The following is an 18299-nucleotide window of genomic DNA, read 5'->3' on the forward strand; positions in this document are numbered from 1 at the left end:
CTGACCCGATCAATATCCCAATTGGGATGACAATCGAACCTGGCAATCTCAATGATCAGACCCACTTCAAGAAGACCTATCGCCAGTCAAGGAATCGGCTCAGAGAGGGATCTCTGGTGATATTTGATAAAGGAGCGAACAGTGTCGCCAATACCCAGATGATCCGGGCAGATAATCTCCAGTACATCACCGGAAAGAAGCTCAACAAGAGCGATGACAAGATAATCGCTGAGTTTGAAACCTATAACCCTCAGGAAATTGATGAGGAATCAGGGATTAGTGGAATTAAAATCGAGAAGCCGAACAGTACGAACTATCTCTATTTCTCAGAAAAGCTGCAGAAAGAGCAGCTGGAATCCAGAGCAAGAAAAGTCGTTCGAGAGATAAAAGAAGCAAAGGCCATTCAGGAGAGCATTGACAAGAATAAGGCTCTTCCAAAACGATTCCGGATAAACAATCTTCTTGTTGATGTGGATTACTCCATCCAGACAAAGCTGATTGAACTCTCAGAAGATGATGCTGTCAGGCTTCTTGAAGAGAAGTTCATCACCGGAAGAGAGGGATTCTTCTGCCTGAAATCGAGTAAGAATTTGACACTAACTGAAGCCCTTCTGACCTATCGAAAAAAGGACTCGATTGAGAAGATATTCAACTCACTCAAGAACGAGATCGAGATCAAACCATTGCGCGTATGGACTGATAACAGCATTTACGGTGCATTAATCATTGGGTTTATTGCACAATTATTTATCTCGCTGATCCGATTTGAGATCCCTGAACTGAAGCATACGTCAACGAAATTCATCAAAACGGCGCTATTGAATTTGACAGTAACCGTTGATTCGTGGATGAGGAAGACAAAAAGGTTCATTCACTCCAATTTTGATGCCATTAACACGATGGTTTTACGGCATAATTGGGCGATTACATGAATTTTTGATAGGAAAATCATCAACTGTCAAATACTGTTTCCTGATGAAATTCTGGAAAAAATAGATCACGGTAGTGAATGCTGTCACTGGGTGGCTGAACCCAAAGTGGCAAACTTAGGTTGGAGATCTCCTGTACTATCTCAAAGGACTCCACTTCGACAGAACGGGGAAGCGTTATGCACTCACCTTCGGATCCATGGGAGGGCGTGGGGGAGCTCCAGCCTTCGTTGCTGAGGAACTAAAGACTGCCGGATTTACGGTAGCCGGAACATTTGAGGTCCAGTTTGTACCTGATGAAGGTGAACTGGATTCTGCATTTGATGCAGGGCTCACAATGGCGAAGAGGATTTCTTCAGAATAAGGCCAAAGACACCATTTCTTTTTTCCGCCATACCAGCCGTATCATCAAATGGAAAAAACCGGATGAAGATTTCGCCACCTTCAAGTAACCAGAAGACAACCATTCCGCTATGCGTATCCTGCTTGTTACCGGCACCCAGACTGAAGCGATCGTCAAAGAGGCTGCCGAAGAATCCGGTCATGACTGTGATGTCGCCGTCATCGGCGAAGTGGCATCATTTATATCTCCGGAGCGGCTGATCGAACTGATCACTCAAGATCGGTATGACTTTGTAATCGTCTCTGGAATGTGTACGGCTGACTTTTCAACAGTCGAAAAAGAAACCGGAGTCTTCGTCTTCCTTGGTCCCCGGCATGCGTCAGATCTCGCAATGATCCTCCCTGGAGTCGGTCATATCCAGCTCTCCCGCACAATACCAGCAGACGACCTGATAGCTGGTTTGAAACGGGAACGAGCACTTGAAACACTTCAGGATATTGAAGATTCAGCTGAACCCGAATTTTTCATCAGGGGGGTGAAGATCGGCGGGGGGAGCAGGATGAAGGTCGTTGCCGAGATCATGGATGCCCATCGACACCCTGACATCAGATCAGCTGTTCTTCGTTTCTTCGCTTCAGGTGCCGACATTGTCGATCTCGGATTTGGATTCGATGCAACCCCCGATGATGTAACCAAAACCTTCTCTGCATTGAAAGGAGTAGAGGGGCCGCTGGCAGCAGACACCCAGAACCCTGATCTGATCAGAGCAGCACTCATAAGAGCGGATCTCATCCTCTCTCTTCAGGAGGAGAATATTCCCCTTGTGGGATCTGATATCGCAGAGGCAGGAATTGCAGCGGTGGTCGTGCCCGGTGAAGCAGGACTTGCAGCAAATAGTGCTGCTGCCGAGAACTGTGGGATTCAATGTATCATTGCAGATCCGCTCCTCCCGCCAGCCGGATCAGGGCTGGTGAAGTCTCTTGCAGAAATGTCGGGAGCAGAAACACCCTATCCGCTTTTCTTTGGCGCAGGGAACGTGGTTGAACTTTTAGATGCAGACTCTCCCGGTGCAAATGCACTCCTTGCCGCAATGGCAGCAGAAGTAGGAGCATCCCTGATCTTTACCAGTGAACATTCAGACAAAACAATCGGATCGGTCACAGAGATGAGAAAAGCGACGATGATGACGGGGCTCATGAACGATCGGCCCTATCCAAAAGATCTTGGGATAGATCTTTTTGTCATCAAGGAGAAACGGCGGAGGCGTGAGCCACCTGTCCGGTATGATGCCACACTCCAGACAATTCGATCAGAAAAAGCACTCATCTATGATCCATGCGGGAACTTCAGGATCGGAATAGAAGGATCAGAGATCATCGCAGAGAGAAAGGGTGTTGCAGTAAAAGGCGATGAATGGACCACGATTTTCTCACTCATTGAAGAGAAGGGCTGGGTATCTCTTCTCGATCATGCCGCATACCTTGGCAAGGAACTCTACAAAGCAGAACTCGCCATCCGTTTCAACAGGAGCTTTGAGCAGGATGGCGACTTCTGAATTGGCACGTGAGTATCCTAAAAGATCCCAAACCAGACGATAAACGAAGTTATGGCCATGATGACCAGAATGATGATTATAGCCTTATAGAGGCATCTGGTACAGATGCCAACTACGCCGCCTTCATGTCGCCTGAGACAAAGCCTGCATGGGTGGCCGATCTTTATATCCGGGTGGTCTTTTTCATAGAGAGCCCGTATCTTCTTTTCAAGATGTGGTGAATTGTGAATCTGGTGCCATTCCTCTTCAGAGAGGCCAATGAAAAGATCACAGGTACTACACTTGATCCAGATCTCATTATCCGATGGCTGCTCAACATTCAGTGTTTTCTCTCCACACTCAGGACAGTGCAGATGGTTAAAATCCATGGAGACTAGAAGGAAGATTAAGCATATAAAGGTGTTTATCGCTCTGGAATGCAAACATCACCCTATCCCAGGATAACCACACTCAAAATGATCGATCAAAAGGACTCTTTATGTTCTATGAAGGACATCCAGAAGATGAATAGTGATGAATCATGAGACATACATTGGCTGGTCCTCAGTCCCAAGAGGAGCGAATGTTCGACTTGCTGACTTTCATACCGGGTTGGCAAACAATCTGAGAAGTGACAAAAAGGGGAAGAAAGCAGTAAAAAAGTGGGCAATGGAGTCACTGAATGAGAACAGGGAGGCTCTATCAGCAGCACATGATCTCTTCTGGACCGATAAACGCTATTCTCTTCTGATCATCTTACAGGGAATGGATACAGCAGGAAAAGACGGAGCAATAAAACACGTAATGTCGGGCTTAAACCCGCAGGGCTGCCGGGTGGAGAGTTTTGGTATCCCGACAAGAAATGAGCAAAACTACCCATTCCTATGGAGATTCTGGAGATCACTACCCCGAAAAGGGGAGATCGGCATCTTTAACCGCTCATATTATGAAGATGTGCTTGTACCCAAAATACACCCGGAAATACTCAACACGCAACGGCTTCCTCCCGGATATGGCAGTAAATCCTTCTGGAATGCACGGTTTGAGGATATAAATTCATTTGAGAAGCAACTTGTCAATAATGGAGTTATCATTTTAAAATTTTTCCTTCACATCTCATTTGAAGAACAAAAAAAAAGGCTTATATCACGCCTTAAAACCGAAAGTAAACAGTGGAAATTCTCTTCATCAGACCTCTCAGAGCGTGACCACTGGAAACAGTACCAGGCAGCATACGAAGAGATCTTCTCAAGAACCAGCACTGACTATGCACCATGGTATATCATTCCCGCGGACTACAAATGGGTTGCCAGGATGATGATTGCAGATCTTATCGTGTTGAGCATCCGGCAGCTGGATCTCAGATACCCTGAGATTTCCGACATACAAAAAATGGAGATTGAAGCAGCACTTGAAAAGCTTCAGAATACATAGAAACCATCAAAGAATGGTAGACTGATCCCTCGGATCAACAGATCGAAAAAGTACTATTAACAGAGGATGATAAGAGACGTATTTATCATCGAGTAAACGAATCTGAATCATGATACCAGATGATTAAAGAAAAATACCTCGACAGGCTGATAGTCAAGCCTGGAAAAACACTCAGTCTCACAGATTTTAACACGGGATGGGCACAAAGTGAGGCACTTCGGGAAGCAGGGAAGAATGCTGTCAAACAGCGGGCTGCCGAGCTACTTGAAGAGAACCGGGCAGCCCTTGCAGAGGCGCAGGAACTTCTGTGGGCCGATAAACGGTACTCAATCCTGGTGATTCTCCAGGGAATGGATACAGCAGGCAAAGATGGTACAATAAAACATGTTATGTCGGGTGTGAACCCTCAAGGATGCCAGGTGATGAGTTTCGGCATCCCGACAAAATACGAGCTCGATCATACTTTCCTGTGGCGTTTCTGGAAACATATGCCCCGCAGAGGTGAGATCGGGATATTTAACCGCTCATATTACGAGGATGTGCTCGTCCCCAAAGTCCATCCGGTCATCCTGGAAGGCCAGCATTTACCGCCGGGATATGGAAGTGATGCATTCTGGGAGGCGCGATATGAAGACATACGGGCATTTGAGCGGCACCATCATCAAAACGGAACCATAATATTGAAATTCTTCCTCAATATATCAAAAAAAGAACAAAAGGAGCGGCTTTTATCACGGCTTAAGACAGAGAAGAAGCATTGGAAATTCTCCCTCTCGGATCTGACAGAGCGGCAGTACTGGAACCATTACCAGGCAGCATATGAAGAGGCGATGTTCCAGACAAGCCATGGTGATGCACCATGGCATGTGATCCCGGCAGATTACAAATGGGTCGCCAGAACGCTGGTAGCAGACATTATCGTCCGTGCCATCAGCCGCCTTGATCTCAGGTACCCTGAGACCTCAGTTGAACGGATGAAAGAAATTGAAAAAGCACGAATTCAACTTGAGAGTGAGTAGCACCCATTAGATTTCCGGATATGATTTTGGAGTGTGCTGACAGATGAGTCGGAAAGAATTAAAAAAGAAGATATGGGAAATTATCGAGCCTTCAGATACAGAAAGCCGTGAGAGTTACATCTTTGGGATCTTCATTACCGGCGTTATTCTCCTCAATATCACTGCAATGGTCCTATCGAGCATCTGGGAGATTCATACCGATTACCCGATTATATGGACCATTCTTCTCCTGATCTCTGCATCGACTCTCATCATCTTCATACTTGAGTACCTGCTCAGGCTCTGGACATGTACAGCAGACCCGGAATATGCAAAACCAATCATTGGGAGGCTTAAATGGGCAAAAACACCCTTTGCACTCATCGATCTGCTGGTAATACTCCCGTATATTCTCCTGATGTTCACCAGCATCAACCTCACCGGCCTTGTCGTCCTGAGGGTATTTAGGCTCTTTAAACTGGTACGCTATTCAGAATCCATCAATTTGATTATCAGGGTGATCAAAGCAGAGAAGAATACGCTCTTTACCACTTATCTCGTTCTCTTCATCGTCCTCATTGCAGCAGCCACACTTATGTATGAGGTCGAATACCCGGCACAGCCGGAAGCATTCTCAAGTATCCCCGCGGCGATGTGGTGGGGCGTCATCACCCTGACGACAACAGGTTATGGTGATATCGTCCCGATTACACCCCTTGGAAAGATGCTTGGGACTGTGATTGCCCTCATCGGAATTGCAATATTTGCCCTTCCGGCTGGCATCCTTGCTTCAGGATTTTCCAAAGCCCTGGAAACAGAGATTCGCGATGATGAAGTGTACCTCTGCCCCCATTGCAAAGAGGAGATAAAAGGCAGGGATCTCTGGAAAAAGTGATGAACGGGAATGTCAGATCTGACATAATGAGGGAGTCAGGCGGCTTTCTGCCTGCACCGCCGTATCTCCTCCATATACGCACGCTCGGGCTGTATTTCATAGGCTTTTTCAAATGAGTGGAGGGCCTCCTCGAATCGTTCAAGCGCTACAAGAGCCCTTCCCATTGCATACCAGAGCCTGTGACGATCAGGTGCTGCATCAAGTGCATGTTTTAGGGAAGAGAGCGCCTCTTCGTTCCTGCCCAGTCGCAGGAGGGCATTGGCATGTGACTGCCAGGCAGCATGAAATCCTCGATCCACCCGTAAAGCCTCCTCACTGGATTCCATAGCCTCATGATATCTGCCAAGCTGGTGGAGCAGTATGGCACGGGCGTTCCATACTTGTGCAGATACAGGATTGAACGCAATGGATCGATCAAATGAGAAGACGGCATCTTCAAACCTGCCAAGACTACCGAGAATGGTTCCCCGTATATACCATGCACCTCCGTCCTCGGGTATATAATTGAGGGCTTTGTCAATGGATCGCAATGCCTCCTGGTATTTTAATAGACGATGAAGCGCAGTGCCACGGAGCACCCAGGCATCCGCAAAGTTCTCATCAAGGGCAAGTGCCTTATCTGCCGAAGAAAGTGCGGCAGGGAACCTGCCAAGCCGCCCCTGGATAACGCCCCGGAGATACCATGCCTTAGCATGATCTTTCCGCCCGGAGAGAGACCGCTCAATTGAGAATGATGCATCGTCATATCTCCCCATCTTGACAAGCAGACGGGAATGCCCATACCACCCATCTGGATCATCAGGATGCTCCTCAAGCCATAAAGTACAATAGGTAAGCGCATCTGCAAACCTGCCAACATGGTACAATGCCGATGCATATCCACGGGCAAGCTCGAGCGTTTCAGGATGATCCCGGATTGCGTTATCAAAACAGGCTACTGCCTCTTCAAATCTGCCAAGATGAGAGAGCGCTGTTCCGCACATGCTGAGGAGCCGGGGATCATCCGGAGAGTGATGAAGTGCCCGCTTAAATGAGGGTAAGGCTTCATTATACCTGCCAAGACGGCAGAGGAGAAAACCCATCTCTGCCCATCCCCCGGCTCTTTCTGTTGAAACCGCCTTATCATAGGCAGCCAGGGCGTCTTCAAGCCGATCGGCTTGTACCAGAAGATCCGCATAGAGAAGCAAAATTTCAGGATCATGCGGCATTTCATTAATCAGCGGCTGGATAACATCAAGGGCTTCCATCTCCCTTCCAACTGCGATCAGCGAGGTTGAGAGAGTATACAGGGCTTCTGGATCAAGAGGTGAGTCCTCCTGTGCTGAGAGCAGAAGGGAAATGGCTTCGTCATACCGCTCGAGGCGGGAGAGGAGAAGGCCACGAGGAATGACAGTCTCTTCGGGTACCCGCTCATAGGCGAGAAGCGCCTCTTGTGGACGGGAGAGAGACTCGAGCACCAAACCGAGGATCTGCCAGACTGCCGGATCATTTGGGAGTTCAAGAGCAAGGTGTGAGACGACGGTATGTGCCTCTTCAAAACGGGAGAGAGCGATCAGCGCATGGGCACTCCCAAACAGTGAGATGGTATCAGATGAATCCTCCCGGAGTGCAGATTCAAAGGATAGGAGTGCATCCTCATACCGGCCAAGGGCAGAGAGAACCTCACCCCGTTTTCGCAGGAGGGAGGGCACGGGATCATCACCTGTGATGAGCCTGTTATAGAGAGAGAGAGCTTCATCATACCTCTTCAGGAGCAAGAGCGTATCTGCAACCTTGGCAAGAAGGATCTGATCATCCGGATATGCCTGAAGAGCACGCTCGTATACCCCATATGCCTCATCTGGTTTCCAAACCTCCAGAAGAGCGTCTCCATACAGTTCCAGAAGAGAGGGATCGTCGGGTGAGAGACGCAGAGCCTCTTCATATGCGGCTATTGCATCCTCATACCGGCGAGAGCGGAAGCGGCAGTCCCCGATCTTCTTCCAGATATCCAGGTTATCATCAGATTCCTCCATGGAGGCGAGATATAACCCTTCAGCCTCGTCAAATCGGCCTGTTCTGAAGAGGGCTTCGGCATGGAGCCGGTGTTGGAAGGAATCAGGCTCATGCACCTTATCAAACGCTGCCGCTGCTTCTTCATATCTCTCAAGAAGAGAGAGAGCTACGGCACGCTCACCTTTCAGGTTTTCATCATCCTGTTTTAACGCAAGACCCCGTTCAAATACAGCGAGAGCCTCATCATACCTCTTCAGTTGAGAGAAGACTCTCCCGCAGAGGTGAAGGAGATACGGATCATCCGGGAATAACTGAAGCGCATTTTGGGCATTTGACAGCGCCTCATCATGCCTGCCTAATTTGCAGAGAACCACACACATCGCTCCCCAGCCATCCGGATTCTCAGGCGATATCCCCCTCTGGTAAGCAGAGAGGGCATCATCCAGCTTATTCAGGTTCGCCAGTACATCTGCATAACGTAGGTGTATCGCGGGATCATCTGGCACCTGTTCGATCAGTAGTCTGAGAACAGGAAGGGCTTCAGTCTCCCTTCCATCTTCAATCAGGGATTTCGAAAGGGCAGAGAGTATGGCTGGATCGTTGGTTGGATCATTCATCGCAGAGAGCAGCAGGGGAATGGCTTCATCATGCCGACCGAGACGGGAGAGGAGAAGACCTCGCAAAATGACCGTCTCTTCAGGGATCCGCTCATAAGCCGAAAGCCCCTCTTCCAGCCGAAAGAGGTGCTCAAGCACCAAACCAAGCTGCTGCCAGATTGCCGGATCGTCCGGAATTTCAAGAGCAAGGTGCGAGAGAATTGCATGTGCCTCCTCAAACCGGGAGAGGGCGATCAAAGCATGGGCATTTCCTCTCAATGAAGGGATATCGGAAGGGTTCTCCCCAAGAGCAGATGCAAATGATAGCTGCGCATCTGAATAATGGCCGAGTGCTAAGAGTACCTCGCCCCGTTTTCGCAGGAGAGCAGGGTCATGAGTGCCGCCCTCCACCAGCCGATCATAGAAGGGGAGGGCATCCTGCTCTCTGTTCAGGAGCAGAAGCGTATCGGCGACTCTGGAAAGTGCGACCCGATCATCAGGGAAGAGCTCAAGCGCACGCTCATACATACCGCATGCCTCATCTGTTTTTTGAACCGCCAGCAGAGCATCCCCATATTGCACCAGAAGAGACGGATCCTTTGGAGAAAGAGGCATAGCCTCTTTATACGCGTTTATAGCATCCGCATACCTATGGGAACGGAGGCGGCAGTCCCCGATCTTCTTCCAGATATGAAAAGTATCATCATATCCTCCAAGGGAGGCAAGATAGGATGCTTCAGCCTCGTCATACCAGCCGGTTTCGAAGAGCGCTTCGGCATGGAGCAGATGCAGATCGGAATCAAACTCCAAAACGTGTTTAAACGCGGCCACAGCATCTTCATATCTCTTCAGAAGAGAGAGCATTCTGGCTCGCTCTCTCCTGAGGATCACATTATCCGGACTTACTTCAAGACCTTGCTCAATCGCAGAGAGAGCCTCCTCGTTCCGCCCGAGATGAGATAAGATCTCCCCCTGCCTGGAAAAGTGATCGACGTTTTCAGGTTCAAGCCATATCAGATGCTCAACCGAGATAAGAGCCTCTTCATTTTGTCCAAGAAAGAGAAGGGCCCCTGCATGATCTGACCAGACAGATGAATCATCCGGGTATGCAGGAAGTGAATGCCCTAATGATTCCACCGCCTCTTCATAGCGTTCGAGAGCAAGCAGAGCACGCCCGTGATCACGCCAGACTGAAGGATCGGCTGCATCCAGCGAGATCGCATGGGCAAATGATTCCACCGCCTCATCATACCGCTCAAGAGCAAGCAGAGCACGCCCGTTATCGCGCCAGACTGAAGGATCAGTGGCATCCGGAGAGATGGCACGAACAAATGATTCCACCGCCTCTTCATACCGCTCAAGAGCAAGCAGGGCTCTCCCATAATCCTGCCAGATAGAAGGATCATCGGCGTTATAAGAGAGCAGATGCTTAATTGATGAAACGGCATCTTCATATTGCTCAAAGGAGAGGAGGACATAACTTCGTATCTTCCAGTATGAGGGATCATCCGGGGGATCCTCCAGAAGGCGATCTAATGCATGGAGAGATTGTTCATATCTGCCAAGGCGGTGATTGAGAAGAGCTGACTCAAAGAGGGCATCTCTATTATCCGGGTCAAAGGCGAGCAGCTCATCAAGGGATTTCGCAGCTTCCTCATTAAGCAGCAGTTCTTTCTGGGCACGCACACGGTTCAGCCAGACATCAGGATTACTGCTCCCTGACCTGATGATCTCATCATAGGCAGAGAGCGCCTCCCGATATCGTTCAAGCTGAAGGAGGAGCGGAGCAAGCCGCAGAAGAGCAGATTGATCTGTGGGCCGTATGCTGTGGGCATGTTCATATGATTCAAGAGCCTCCGTCTGATGCCCGAGCATCTCCAATGCGGCCCCATAGTCGACCAGAACAGGATAGTTATCCGGATCTTCCTCCAGTATCCGTTTAAACGCATCCTTTGCCTCATCATATCGGCCGGATTCCATCAGGAGCCGACCCATGCCCAGATTTGCCCTTGGATCTGAGGGCCGTAGTGAAACAGTCTTCCGGAGAGATTCAAGCGACCCATCGGCACGTCCAAGCTGTATAAGGGCAAGCGCTCGAAGAGACCAGTAATCCGGGTCGTCATCACGGATTCTTACCGCCTGATCAAGATAGTGAAGGGAATCATGATGCCTTCCAATGGAAAGCGCCGCAGATCCGCTGTTCAGCCAGGCTTCATAATAATCGGGCTTAATGTCGATGACCTTCATATAGGCGGCTATAGCTTCCTCGTGACGTCCCTGTATCTGGAGAAGAGATGCCTTTGAAAACCAGCATTCAGCATCATCCGGATTAATCCCAAGCGAAAGATCAAGGGATCGGACTGCCTCATCGTATCTTCCAAGATTCCAGAGGCAGATACCATGCTTCTTCCAGATGGTTCCCGTTTGTGGATGTACAGTTTCATTTCGATCTCCCGCTTCATCCTGGAAGAGAGAGAGCGCATGCTCATAACATTCAATTGCATCATCATATTGCCAGAGTTTATCAAGAGCAATACCTTTCAGGAACCAGACAGCGGGATCATCAGGATTGATAAAGAGTGATTGCTCATAGGAGAGGAGTGCATCGTCATACCGGGTGAGCCTGCATAGGATGGCACCTTTCATCCCCCATATCTCTGCGAGGCTGAAGGCAGAACCTGATATATCGTCTCCATTCCGTCTGAGCGCTTCATCAAATGATTGAAGAGCCTCTTCAAGCCGGAAGAGCCGATAAAGGCATACGCCTTTTAAAAACCATATTTTCCGGGAGGCACCGTCCAGTGCAAGAGCTAAATCGAAGATGGTGATTGCTTCATCATACTGCCTCGTCGATAAAAGATGCTCTCCCATCGAGATCAGATCATCGAGGTCATCCTGGTGAGAGGACTGCTGTAAAATGCCGATTGCCCGTTTAGTTTGTCCAAGTCCAAGCAGGGCAAAGGCGTACCTGCGCCGGGTATCCCTGTCATCAGGGCGGATCCTGATGGCATGTTCAAAAGAGTTTGCAGCTTCCTGAAATTCCGAAATGTTGAGAGAAGCGGTTCCTTTGCCTTTCCATGCAAGGAAATTCTCCGGCTCGATCAATAGAGCTGTCTGGAACGAGCGGATGGCACCTCGCAGATACCACAAACCTGCATCATCAGATTGAAGCGAATGGATTGCACCCGGATTATACGTATTCCCGGATTCAGACAGATGGATGAGGATCATGCCACGCCGACACCATATTTCGGCATTACCGGAATCAAGTGCAGTCATTTTATCAACAAGATCAAGTGCTTCCTTATACCTCCCCGAGGAAAATAGCTCTTGTACAAGTTTTGTAAGATCCGGGAGAGCCGAAGGGCTGAATGTAAGATGAAGTACCTTCATTGCATCTGATGTTCTTCCAAGGGCAAGGAGCGCAGAGGCGCATGCCTTGCATGTATCCGGATCATGACCCCGGATACGAAGGGCTGCTTCAAAGGATAAGACGGACTGCTCGTACTCATCCAGATGGAAGAATGCCTCCCCTTTTCCTCTCCAGGCCTCATAATATCCAGAATCAAGTGCAAGGGCTTCATCAAACGATTGGATGGCATCCACATACTTCCCCTCCTGAAGCTGTGATACGCCAATACTGACATATCTGTCTGCTTCTTCCTGTTTTACTGACTCAGGTTCCCGTTTCCAGATGTCCATTGCACTTCAATCCATCAGTCCGGAAGATACCATGCTGTTAATTCCTCTATTCCATCTCCTATTGGTGCTGTCAAACGAAAAGATTGCGTTGATGATTTTTCCTTATATAGAGGAGGCAGGAAGAATATAAATAGAAGACGACCCGAATCAGAAAACGAAATAAAATACCATGCCATAAATTCTTTGTGTATTTTTTGAGCAAGTTTTATATAGTAGCATGAATAGGATTACTCATTAGGTGTATCTATGTCAATCAGCACATTTGCATCGGGATCCTTTACATATGCACAGGAGGCTGTGTGGGGGAAATGGAAGCAGTGGATACTGCTTGTGGTAGCGTACCTGATCACATCGTTTACACTGTTTTTGATTCCGGTCTTCAACGGGTATGTTGTTTCTGTCCTCTCAGGTAAAACACCAGCACCTGAAGTTGAGAACTGGGGCAAACTCTTTGTTGACGGGTGGAAACTGAACATTGTAGCACTCATTTACATGATCCCTGTGATCATTATCCTGATTATCTTTGGTGCTGCAACACTCCCGTTTGTGATCGCAGGAGCAGCAATGGGTGATATGACCGGGGTAGTGCCGGATCAGGCAATCATCGGCGCCATTGGCGAGCTGATGGCCGGACTCTTCATCGCATTCATCATAGGAATCATCATATCATTCATTGCTTACACAGGAGTGGTCAGATTCGCAAAAACCGGCAGCATCGGTGAAGCATTCAATTTCGGAGAGATATTTGGACATATCGGAAAGATCGGCTGGCTTAATTATATATTTGCCATCATTGCCCTCTGGGTGATCATCTTCGTCTTTGCATTCATCATCGGAATTCTCGGTGCAATACCGCTCATCGGATGGCTGATTTCCCTCTTCCTCGGACCACCGCTTTCCATCTTCACATGGAGATATGTGGCAATGCTGTACGAAAGTGTTCCGGCATAACCCCAGTCTCATTCTTATTTTTCCCATTGATTCTTTCTGTGAGCAGAGGAGAGATCTTTTCGCTCTTTAGCCCAAATAGACCGGCATGCAATTCTCCTTCTCCAGCAGATACAGAATTACCCCAACATCCTTTCTGGATGAGCTCTTCAGAGTTTCACGCGACCCTTCAATCATCTCATTTGCAGGCGGACTGCCTGATACGGATCTGATCGACCTTGATGGGATCAGGGATGCAACAGCTGCTGTACTTGAAGAAGAGGGGAGAGCCGCACTCCAGTATACAACCACCGACGGGTACCTGCCGCTCAGGGAATGTATTGCCAGGCGCTACCAGGAGCGGCTCGGCATTCCTGCTGTACCGGAGGAGATACAGATTGTGAATGGCTCCCAGCAATGCCTGGATATTATGGGGAAGATCTTCATTTCAAGAGGATCACATATCGGGATGGAAGCACCCGGATACCTTGGGGCAATAGATGCCTTCTCACTCTACGAACCGATTATCCATACAGTCCCCATAATCGAAGGGGGCCCCGATCCCGATCGTTTTGAAAAACTCATCCACAACCACCCCCTCTCCTTCTTCTATGGCATTCCTAACTGCCAGAACCCATCCGGAACAACCTATTCTGACGAGCGGAGGCGGCATCTGGCAGAGATACTGACAGGATCCGGATGCGCTTTCTTTGAGGATGACGCATTCGGCGAACTCTTCTTTGATGGAAAACCCCGCCTTCCGATGAAGCACTATCTATTGGATCAGACGATACTCTCGGGATCGTTCTCAAAGATCATCGCGCCGGGGCTTCGGATAGGCTGGATTTATGCGCCTGTGCCGGTACTTGAACGGTTCAATCATGCAAAACAGGCTGCCGATCTCCATTCGAACCTCCTCTCCCAGATGATATTGGTGCGGTACCTCCAAAGCAACAGCCTTGATCTTCATATCAAAAGGATAACAGCAGTCTATAAGGAGAAATGCAGGCTCATCTGCGACCATCTTGACGCACTTGGCCTAACCCACACAGAGCCTGAAGGCGGCATGTTCCTGATGGCAACACTCCCAGAAGGCACCTCCTCAATGCAGCTCTTTAAGGAGGGCGTGAAGGCCGGGGTTGCCATTCTGCCCGGGATCCCCTTCTACCCACACGGAGGTGGAGAAGACACAATCAGGATCAACTTCTCAAGCCCCTCTACTGAAGAGATCAATCTCGGTATGGAACGGCTTAAGAAGGCATTCAGGGCTCTCTGAAAGAGAACAGATGAGATTATAACTCATGGGAGATGCCGCCTGATCCCTGCAGACTGGAAGAGGATGATTGCCGATACACCAAGTACTACAAGGAAGATTACGGTGAATGCCTCCTCCGGTGCATAGAGCGTGAGGGCTGCCCCGGCAACAATTGGCCCGAGCGCCCCTCCGATGCTCTGGATGGTGTGCAGAAAGGCGCTTGCCGTTGCGGTGCTGCCCGGCGGTGCTGATGCAACAACGATCATGTTATCGATAGTGAGGAGGATCGACATGCCTGCAGAGAAGATCATCCAGATACAGACAACAAGAACCGGGGTCATGGGGAAAAGGAAGTAGATCCCACATCCAAAAAGGAGAAATAACGCACCAAGGATAAACGGGATCACAACACCCTTCCTGGATACCATGAACCCGGCAAGGGGACCCGAGATCATATCCGTCAGTGATCCAGGCATCAGGAGAATCCCTACATAGATGACCGAGAGGGCAAGTCCTGCAGGAGAAGCGATCAGGTACGGCATCACCTGAAGGAGGATGAAGAACGAGAAGACGACCAGAAAGGCATTGATAGTGATCTCCGGAAAAGGAGCTTCATGAATCATTCCGAGATCGAGGAGTGGATCCTCTGTCTGATTCTCATGCCTGAGAAAGAGGAATAAGGAGCAAATCGAGACGCCAATACAGATCCATACGAGGGGATCACTGATTCCTGCAAGACCAATCCAGGTTATCGCAATCATTCCCGATAAGATCGAAATAGCAAAGAGCATCATACCAATGAGATCGATCTTCCCCTTCTTCCGTATCCCATGATCCGGGATTATATGCCATGCGAAGACGATCAGAAGGAGAACTACCGGCACCATCACCAGAAAACAGGCACGCCATCCGATTTGCTCAATGATAAATGCGCCTGACATAATTCCGATAAAACTTCCAGCTCCATACGTTGCTGCGAGGACACCGATCGATGTTGCCACCCATTCAACAGGCGTCTCTTCTGCAACGAGCGCATATGCAAGTGGTGCAATCGCAAGCCCGAGTCCCTGGAGTGTACGGGAGATGAGAAGGGTTGGCATATCGGGTGCATATCCTGCAAGGGCAACACCTGCACCATAGACGATCAAACAGGCAAGCACAATCCGTCGCTTACCGAGGATATCGCCAAGTGATCCTATGGCAAGGAGGAGGACAGCACCGACAAGCATAACAGCAGGGAGTATCCAGGCGATTATAACAGAAGAAACACCAAACTCTTCTTCGATCCCCGGAAACGCAGCGATGATCATCGCTTCTGTTGCCATCACTGTTGCAATGATGAAACCAAGGAGAATTAAAAGATGGTGATACCGTTTCAGCCCGAACATGAGAGTGATCATATCAACCCGGAAAACCATGAATCTATATGGATCAACAGTCTTCCATATCCCTCCAGAATGCCTGGAACGCTGAGTACCGGGAACGTGGAAAACTCTATGGCGGAGCGCCGTTTCCACTCCCGAATATACCAAAGGGAAGCTGTATCCTCGATCTCGGGTGCGGCAATGGCAAACACCTTCACCCAATGGCGGCGAAGGGATGGATTGTTGTCGGAATAGATATCTCAGAAGAGGCAATCGCAATCTGCCGGGGAATAAGTCCCCTTATCATAGGAGATGCCTGTGCACTCCCATTCAAAGATGCATCATTTCATGCGATCATCGGGATCCACATTCTGGGACACCTACCGGAGCAGATGCGTCCACTGCTGATTAATGAAGCCTTTCGGATATTAAAATATGGGGGGGTTTTTCAATTGACAGTCTTTTCCCGCGGTGATATGCGGTGTGGAAAAGGAGAAGAGATACTCCCGTTTACATACCTGAGGCGTGGGATCACAACCCATTATTTCACAGAAGATGAACTCCGGGGAATGAAGGGGCCATTTCAGGAAGAGAAAGTATCACTTGACAGCCACACGGTGCGGTTTTCAGGAGAGCGGCATATAAGGGAGCATGTATTCTGCACCTTCAAAAAAGTATAAAAGAAGTGGAATAAAATTAGAGATTAATTGAATATATTTATCTATGATCCACATTCAGTATCCTTAATAAGGATGGATGAACCGATGGAGAATAGAAGAATATTCCTTGTAGTATTGTTGTTTTTCTGTGTCCTCATAGCTGCCGCAGGATGTACTGAAAGAGAAGGAAGGATGGGGGAGCCCGCTGACTCCGGGCTTCGGATCGTCACTGAAGAAAACCCGCCCTATAATTATCTTGACGCGGATGGTGAGGCGGCAGGGCAGTCAACGGATGTGGTACGTGAGATCCTCGCCAGACTACATGAAAAATCGCCAATTGAGTTGCTACCCTGGAGCGATGCCTACGGGCTTGCACTGGGCACCCGTAATGTCGCCCTCTACTCTGCGGCACGGACACCTGAGCGGGAGAGCCTCTTTTCATGGGTCGGCCCTATAGGAAAACAGGGTTTTGTCTTCTATGCACCAGCCGGTTTTGGGGGTGAAATCCCCGGAGTTGATGAGATCCAGAACCAGTATACTGTCGGGGTAGTACGGGATGACTGGAGGCACCAGTATCTTGTTAAGCAGGGATTTGAGAGACTGGTTCTATATTCTGATGATATCAAAGCAATACAGGGACTCAAAGCAGGTGAAGCCGATCTCTGGTTTGGGAGCAGTGATTCCATCACCCCGCTTTCACGTGCCGCAGGACTTGAACCAACGGCTCTTGTGCCGGTCTATACCCTTCGTGAGATTGAACTCTACATCGCCTTCAATAAAGATACAGATGAGGATGTAATCAGGAGATGGCAGGCGGCACTGGACGGGATGAAGAAGGATGGAACGTATGAGGAGATCACAACACGGGAACAGCTTATCCTCTATACCCAGTCCCAGGGTGTGAGCGGGGCAGGGAAGGAGGCGCTAGCCCTGCTCATATCAAAGGGTGATACAAGGCTCACCGGAACCGCCGATACGCTCCGCCTCCTTGCAGGAACATCTGATCTTATATCCGGCGAGATGGATCGTATCCAGCCGGTGCTTGCAAACCTGAAGTCAAATGATGAGACAACCACGTTTAGTTTCATATCCACAGATGGGAACTGGTATCTATCCAGCGATGCTATTCCAAGGCAGGATGCAGGGGTAAGACCATATCTCGCCACACTCCTGTCAGGAACTCCAGTCACAGGCGTGGTAATCACCGATCCGGTTACTGGTCGTGAGGCGGCTGTTGTTGCAGTTCCGGTCAGAAGCGGGGATACTGTCATTGGAGCAGTGGAAGCATTGATTGATCTAACATCACTATCGAGATCCTTAACCACAGATCTGTCGCTTACCGGGACTGCCTATTTCTCTGCATTGACAGGCGATGGTGTCGTCGCGCTGCATACGCATTCAGAGAAGATTGGAGTTGTCTCTCCTGCCGGTACAGACACCTTTTCAGAAGCGATACGAACAGTTATCTCTGAAGAAGAGGGAGAAGTGGGATTCTATGAGGACGGCATCTATCACCAGGCTGCATTTAAGGCATCTAAGATATCAGGATGGAGATATATCATCGCAGAACAGGGCACACCGCCTGTCCCGCCAAAGACACGGGCAGAAGAAGAACTCGAGAGCCTGCTTGAGTTGCACGACTGATTGTATCTACGGGAACGGGATTTC

13 protein-coding genes are annotated in these 18299 nt (G+C 49.1%); 10 read left to right on the top strand and 3 right to left on the bottom strand.

The features are described 5' to 3' along the window. The 3 genes from FTO68_RS02615 to FTO68_RS02625 all read left to right on the top strand — a co-directional run. Positions 1–932 (top strand): IS1634 family transposase (locus tag FTO68_RS02615; RefSeq protein ID WP_255331811.1); only part of this gene is annotated, 932 nt, incomplete at its 5' end. Between the two features lie 196 nt (positions 933–1128). After that, positions 1129–1293 carry a hypothetical protein gene (locus FTO68_RS02620; RefSeq protein WP_255331812.1) on the top strand — a complete coding sequence of 55 codons (165 nt, stop codon included), beginning with the start codon at positions 1129–1131 and terminating at the stop codon, positions 1291–1293. Between the two features lie 109 nt (positions 1294–1402). Beyond that, positions 1403–2827 carry a dihydropteroate synthase-like protein gene (locus FTO68_RS02625; RefSeq protein WP_255331813.1) on the top strand — a complete coding sequence of 475 codons (1425 nt, stop codon included), beginning with the start codon at positions 1403–1405 and terminating at the stop codon, positions 2825–2827. A gap of 17 nt (positions 2828–2844) precedes the next feature. Here FTO68_RS02625 and FTO68_RS02630 read toward each other — a convergent pair whose 3' ends face one another. Then, entirely contained in the window at positions 2845–3195 is a 351-nt protein-coding gene (locus FTO68_RS02630; RefSeq protein WP_255331814.1) for a hypothetical protein, read from the bottom strand. A 145-nt stretch (positions 3196–3340) separates the two neighbouring features. On the opposite strand from FTO68_RS02630, the gene FTO68_RS02635 reads away from it, so the two are divergent. The 3 genes from FTO68_RS02635 to FTO68_RS02645 all read left to right on the top strand — a co-directional run bounded on the left by FTO68_RS02635 (position 3341) and on the right by FTO68_RS02645 (position 6133). Beyond that, positions 3341–4240 carry a PPK2 family polyphosphate kinase gene (locus FTO68_RS02635; RefSeq protein WP_255331815.1) on the top strand — a complete coding sequence of 300 codons (900 nt, stop codon included), beginning with the start codon at positions 3341–3343 and terminating at the stop codon, positions 4238–4240. Between the two features lie 119 nt (positions 4241–4359). Beyond that, positions 4360–5259, top strand: coding sequence for a PPK2 family polyphosphate kinase (locus FTO68_RS02640; RefSeq protein WP_255331816.1), 900 nt, complete (start codon positions 4360–4362; stop codon positions 5257–5259). Positions 5260–5302: 43 nt separating this feature from the next. Next, the gene (locus tag FTO68_RS02645; protein WP_255331817.1) at positions 5303–6133 is read left to right on the top strand and encodes an ion transporter; all 831 of its coding nucleotides are present in this window, start codon (positions 5303–5305) and stop codon (positions 6131–6133) included. 35 nt (positions 6134–6168) lie between these two features. Here FTO68_RS02645 and FTO68_RS02650 read toward each other — a convergent pair whose 3' ends face one another. Beyond that, positions 6169–12426, bottom strand: coding sequence for a tetratricopeptide repeat protein (locus FTO68_RS02650; RefSeq protein WP_255331818.1), 6258 nt, complete (start codon positions 12424–12426; stop codon positions 6169–6171). Positions 12427–12672: 246 nt separating this feature from the next. Here FTO68_RS02650 and FTO68_RS02655 point away from each other — a divergent pair, with 246 nt between their 5' ends. After that, entirely contained in the window at positions 12673–13377 is a 705-nt protein-coding gene (locus tag FTO68_RS02655) for a DUF4013 domain-containing protein (RefSeq protein WP_255331819.1), read from the top strand. A gap of 85 nt (positions 13378–13462) precedes the next feature. Then, positions 13463–14629 (top strand): aminotransferase-like domain-containing protein, encoded by a 1167-nt coding sequence (locus tag FTO68_RS02660; protein ID WP_255331820.1) that lies wholly within the window; start codon positions 13463–13465, stop codon positions 14627–14629. A 23-nt stretch (positions 14630–14652) separates the two neighbouring features. Here the strand turns inward: FTO68_RS02660 and FTO68_RS02665 are convergent, their stop codons facing one another. Beyond that, a complete protein-coding gene (locus tag FTO68_RS02665) occupies positions 14653–16008 on the bottom strand; it encodes an MFS transporter (protein WP_255331821.1) in 1356 nt (451 codons plus the stop codon). Positions 16009–16034: 26 nt separating this feature from the next. Here FTO68_RS02665 and FTO68_RS02670 point away from each other — a divergent pair, with 26 nt between their 5' ends. After that, positions 16035–16652, top strand: a complete 618-nt coding sequence (locus FTO68_RS02670) for a class I SAM-dependent methyltransferase (RefSeq protein ID WP_255331822.1) — start codon at positions 16035–16037, stop codon at positions 16650–16652. Between the two features lie 72 nt (positions 16653–16724). Then, complete coding sequence (locus FTO68_RS02675) at positions 16725–18275, top strand: transporter substrate-binding domain-containing protein (RefSeq protein WP_255331823.1); 1551 nt, start codon at positions 16725–16727, stop codon at positions 18273–18275. The last annotated feature ends 24 nt before the right edge of the window (positions 18276–18299 follow it).

The organism is Methanocalculus taiwanensis, assembly GCF_024372745.1.
Taxonomy (GTDB): domain Archaea; phylum Halobacteriota; class Methanomicrobia; order Methanomicrobiales; family Methanocorpusculaceae; genus Methanocalculus; species Methanocalculus taiwanensis.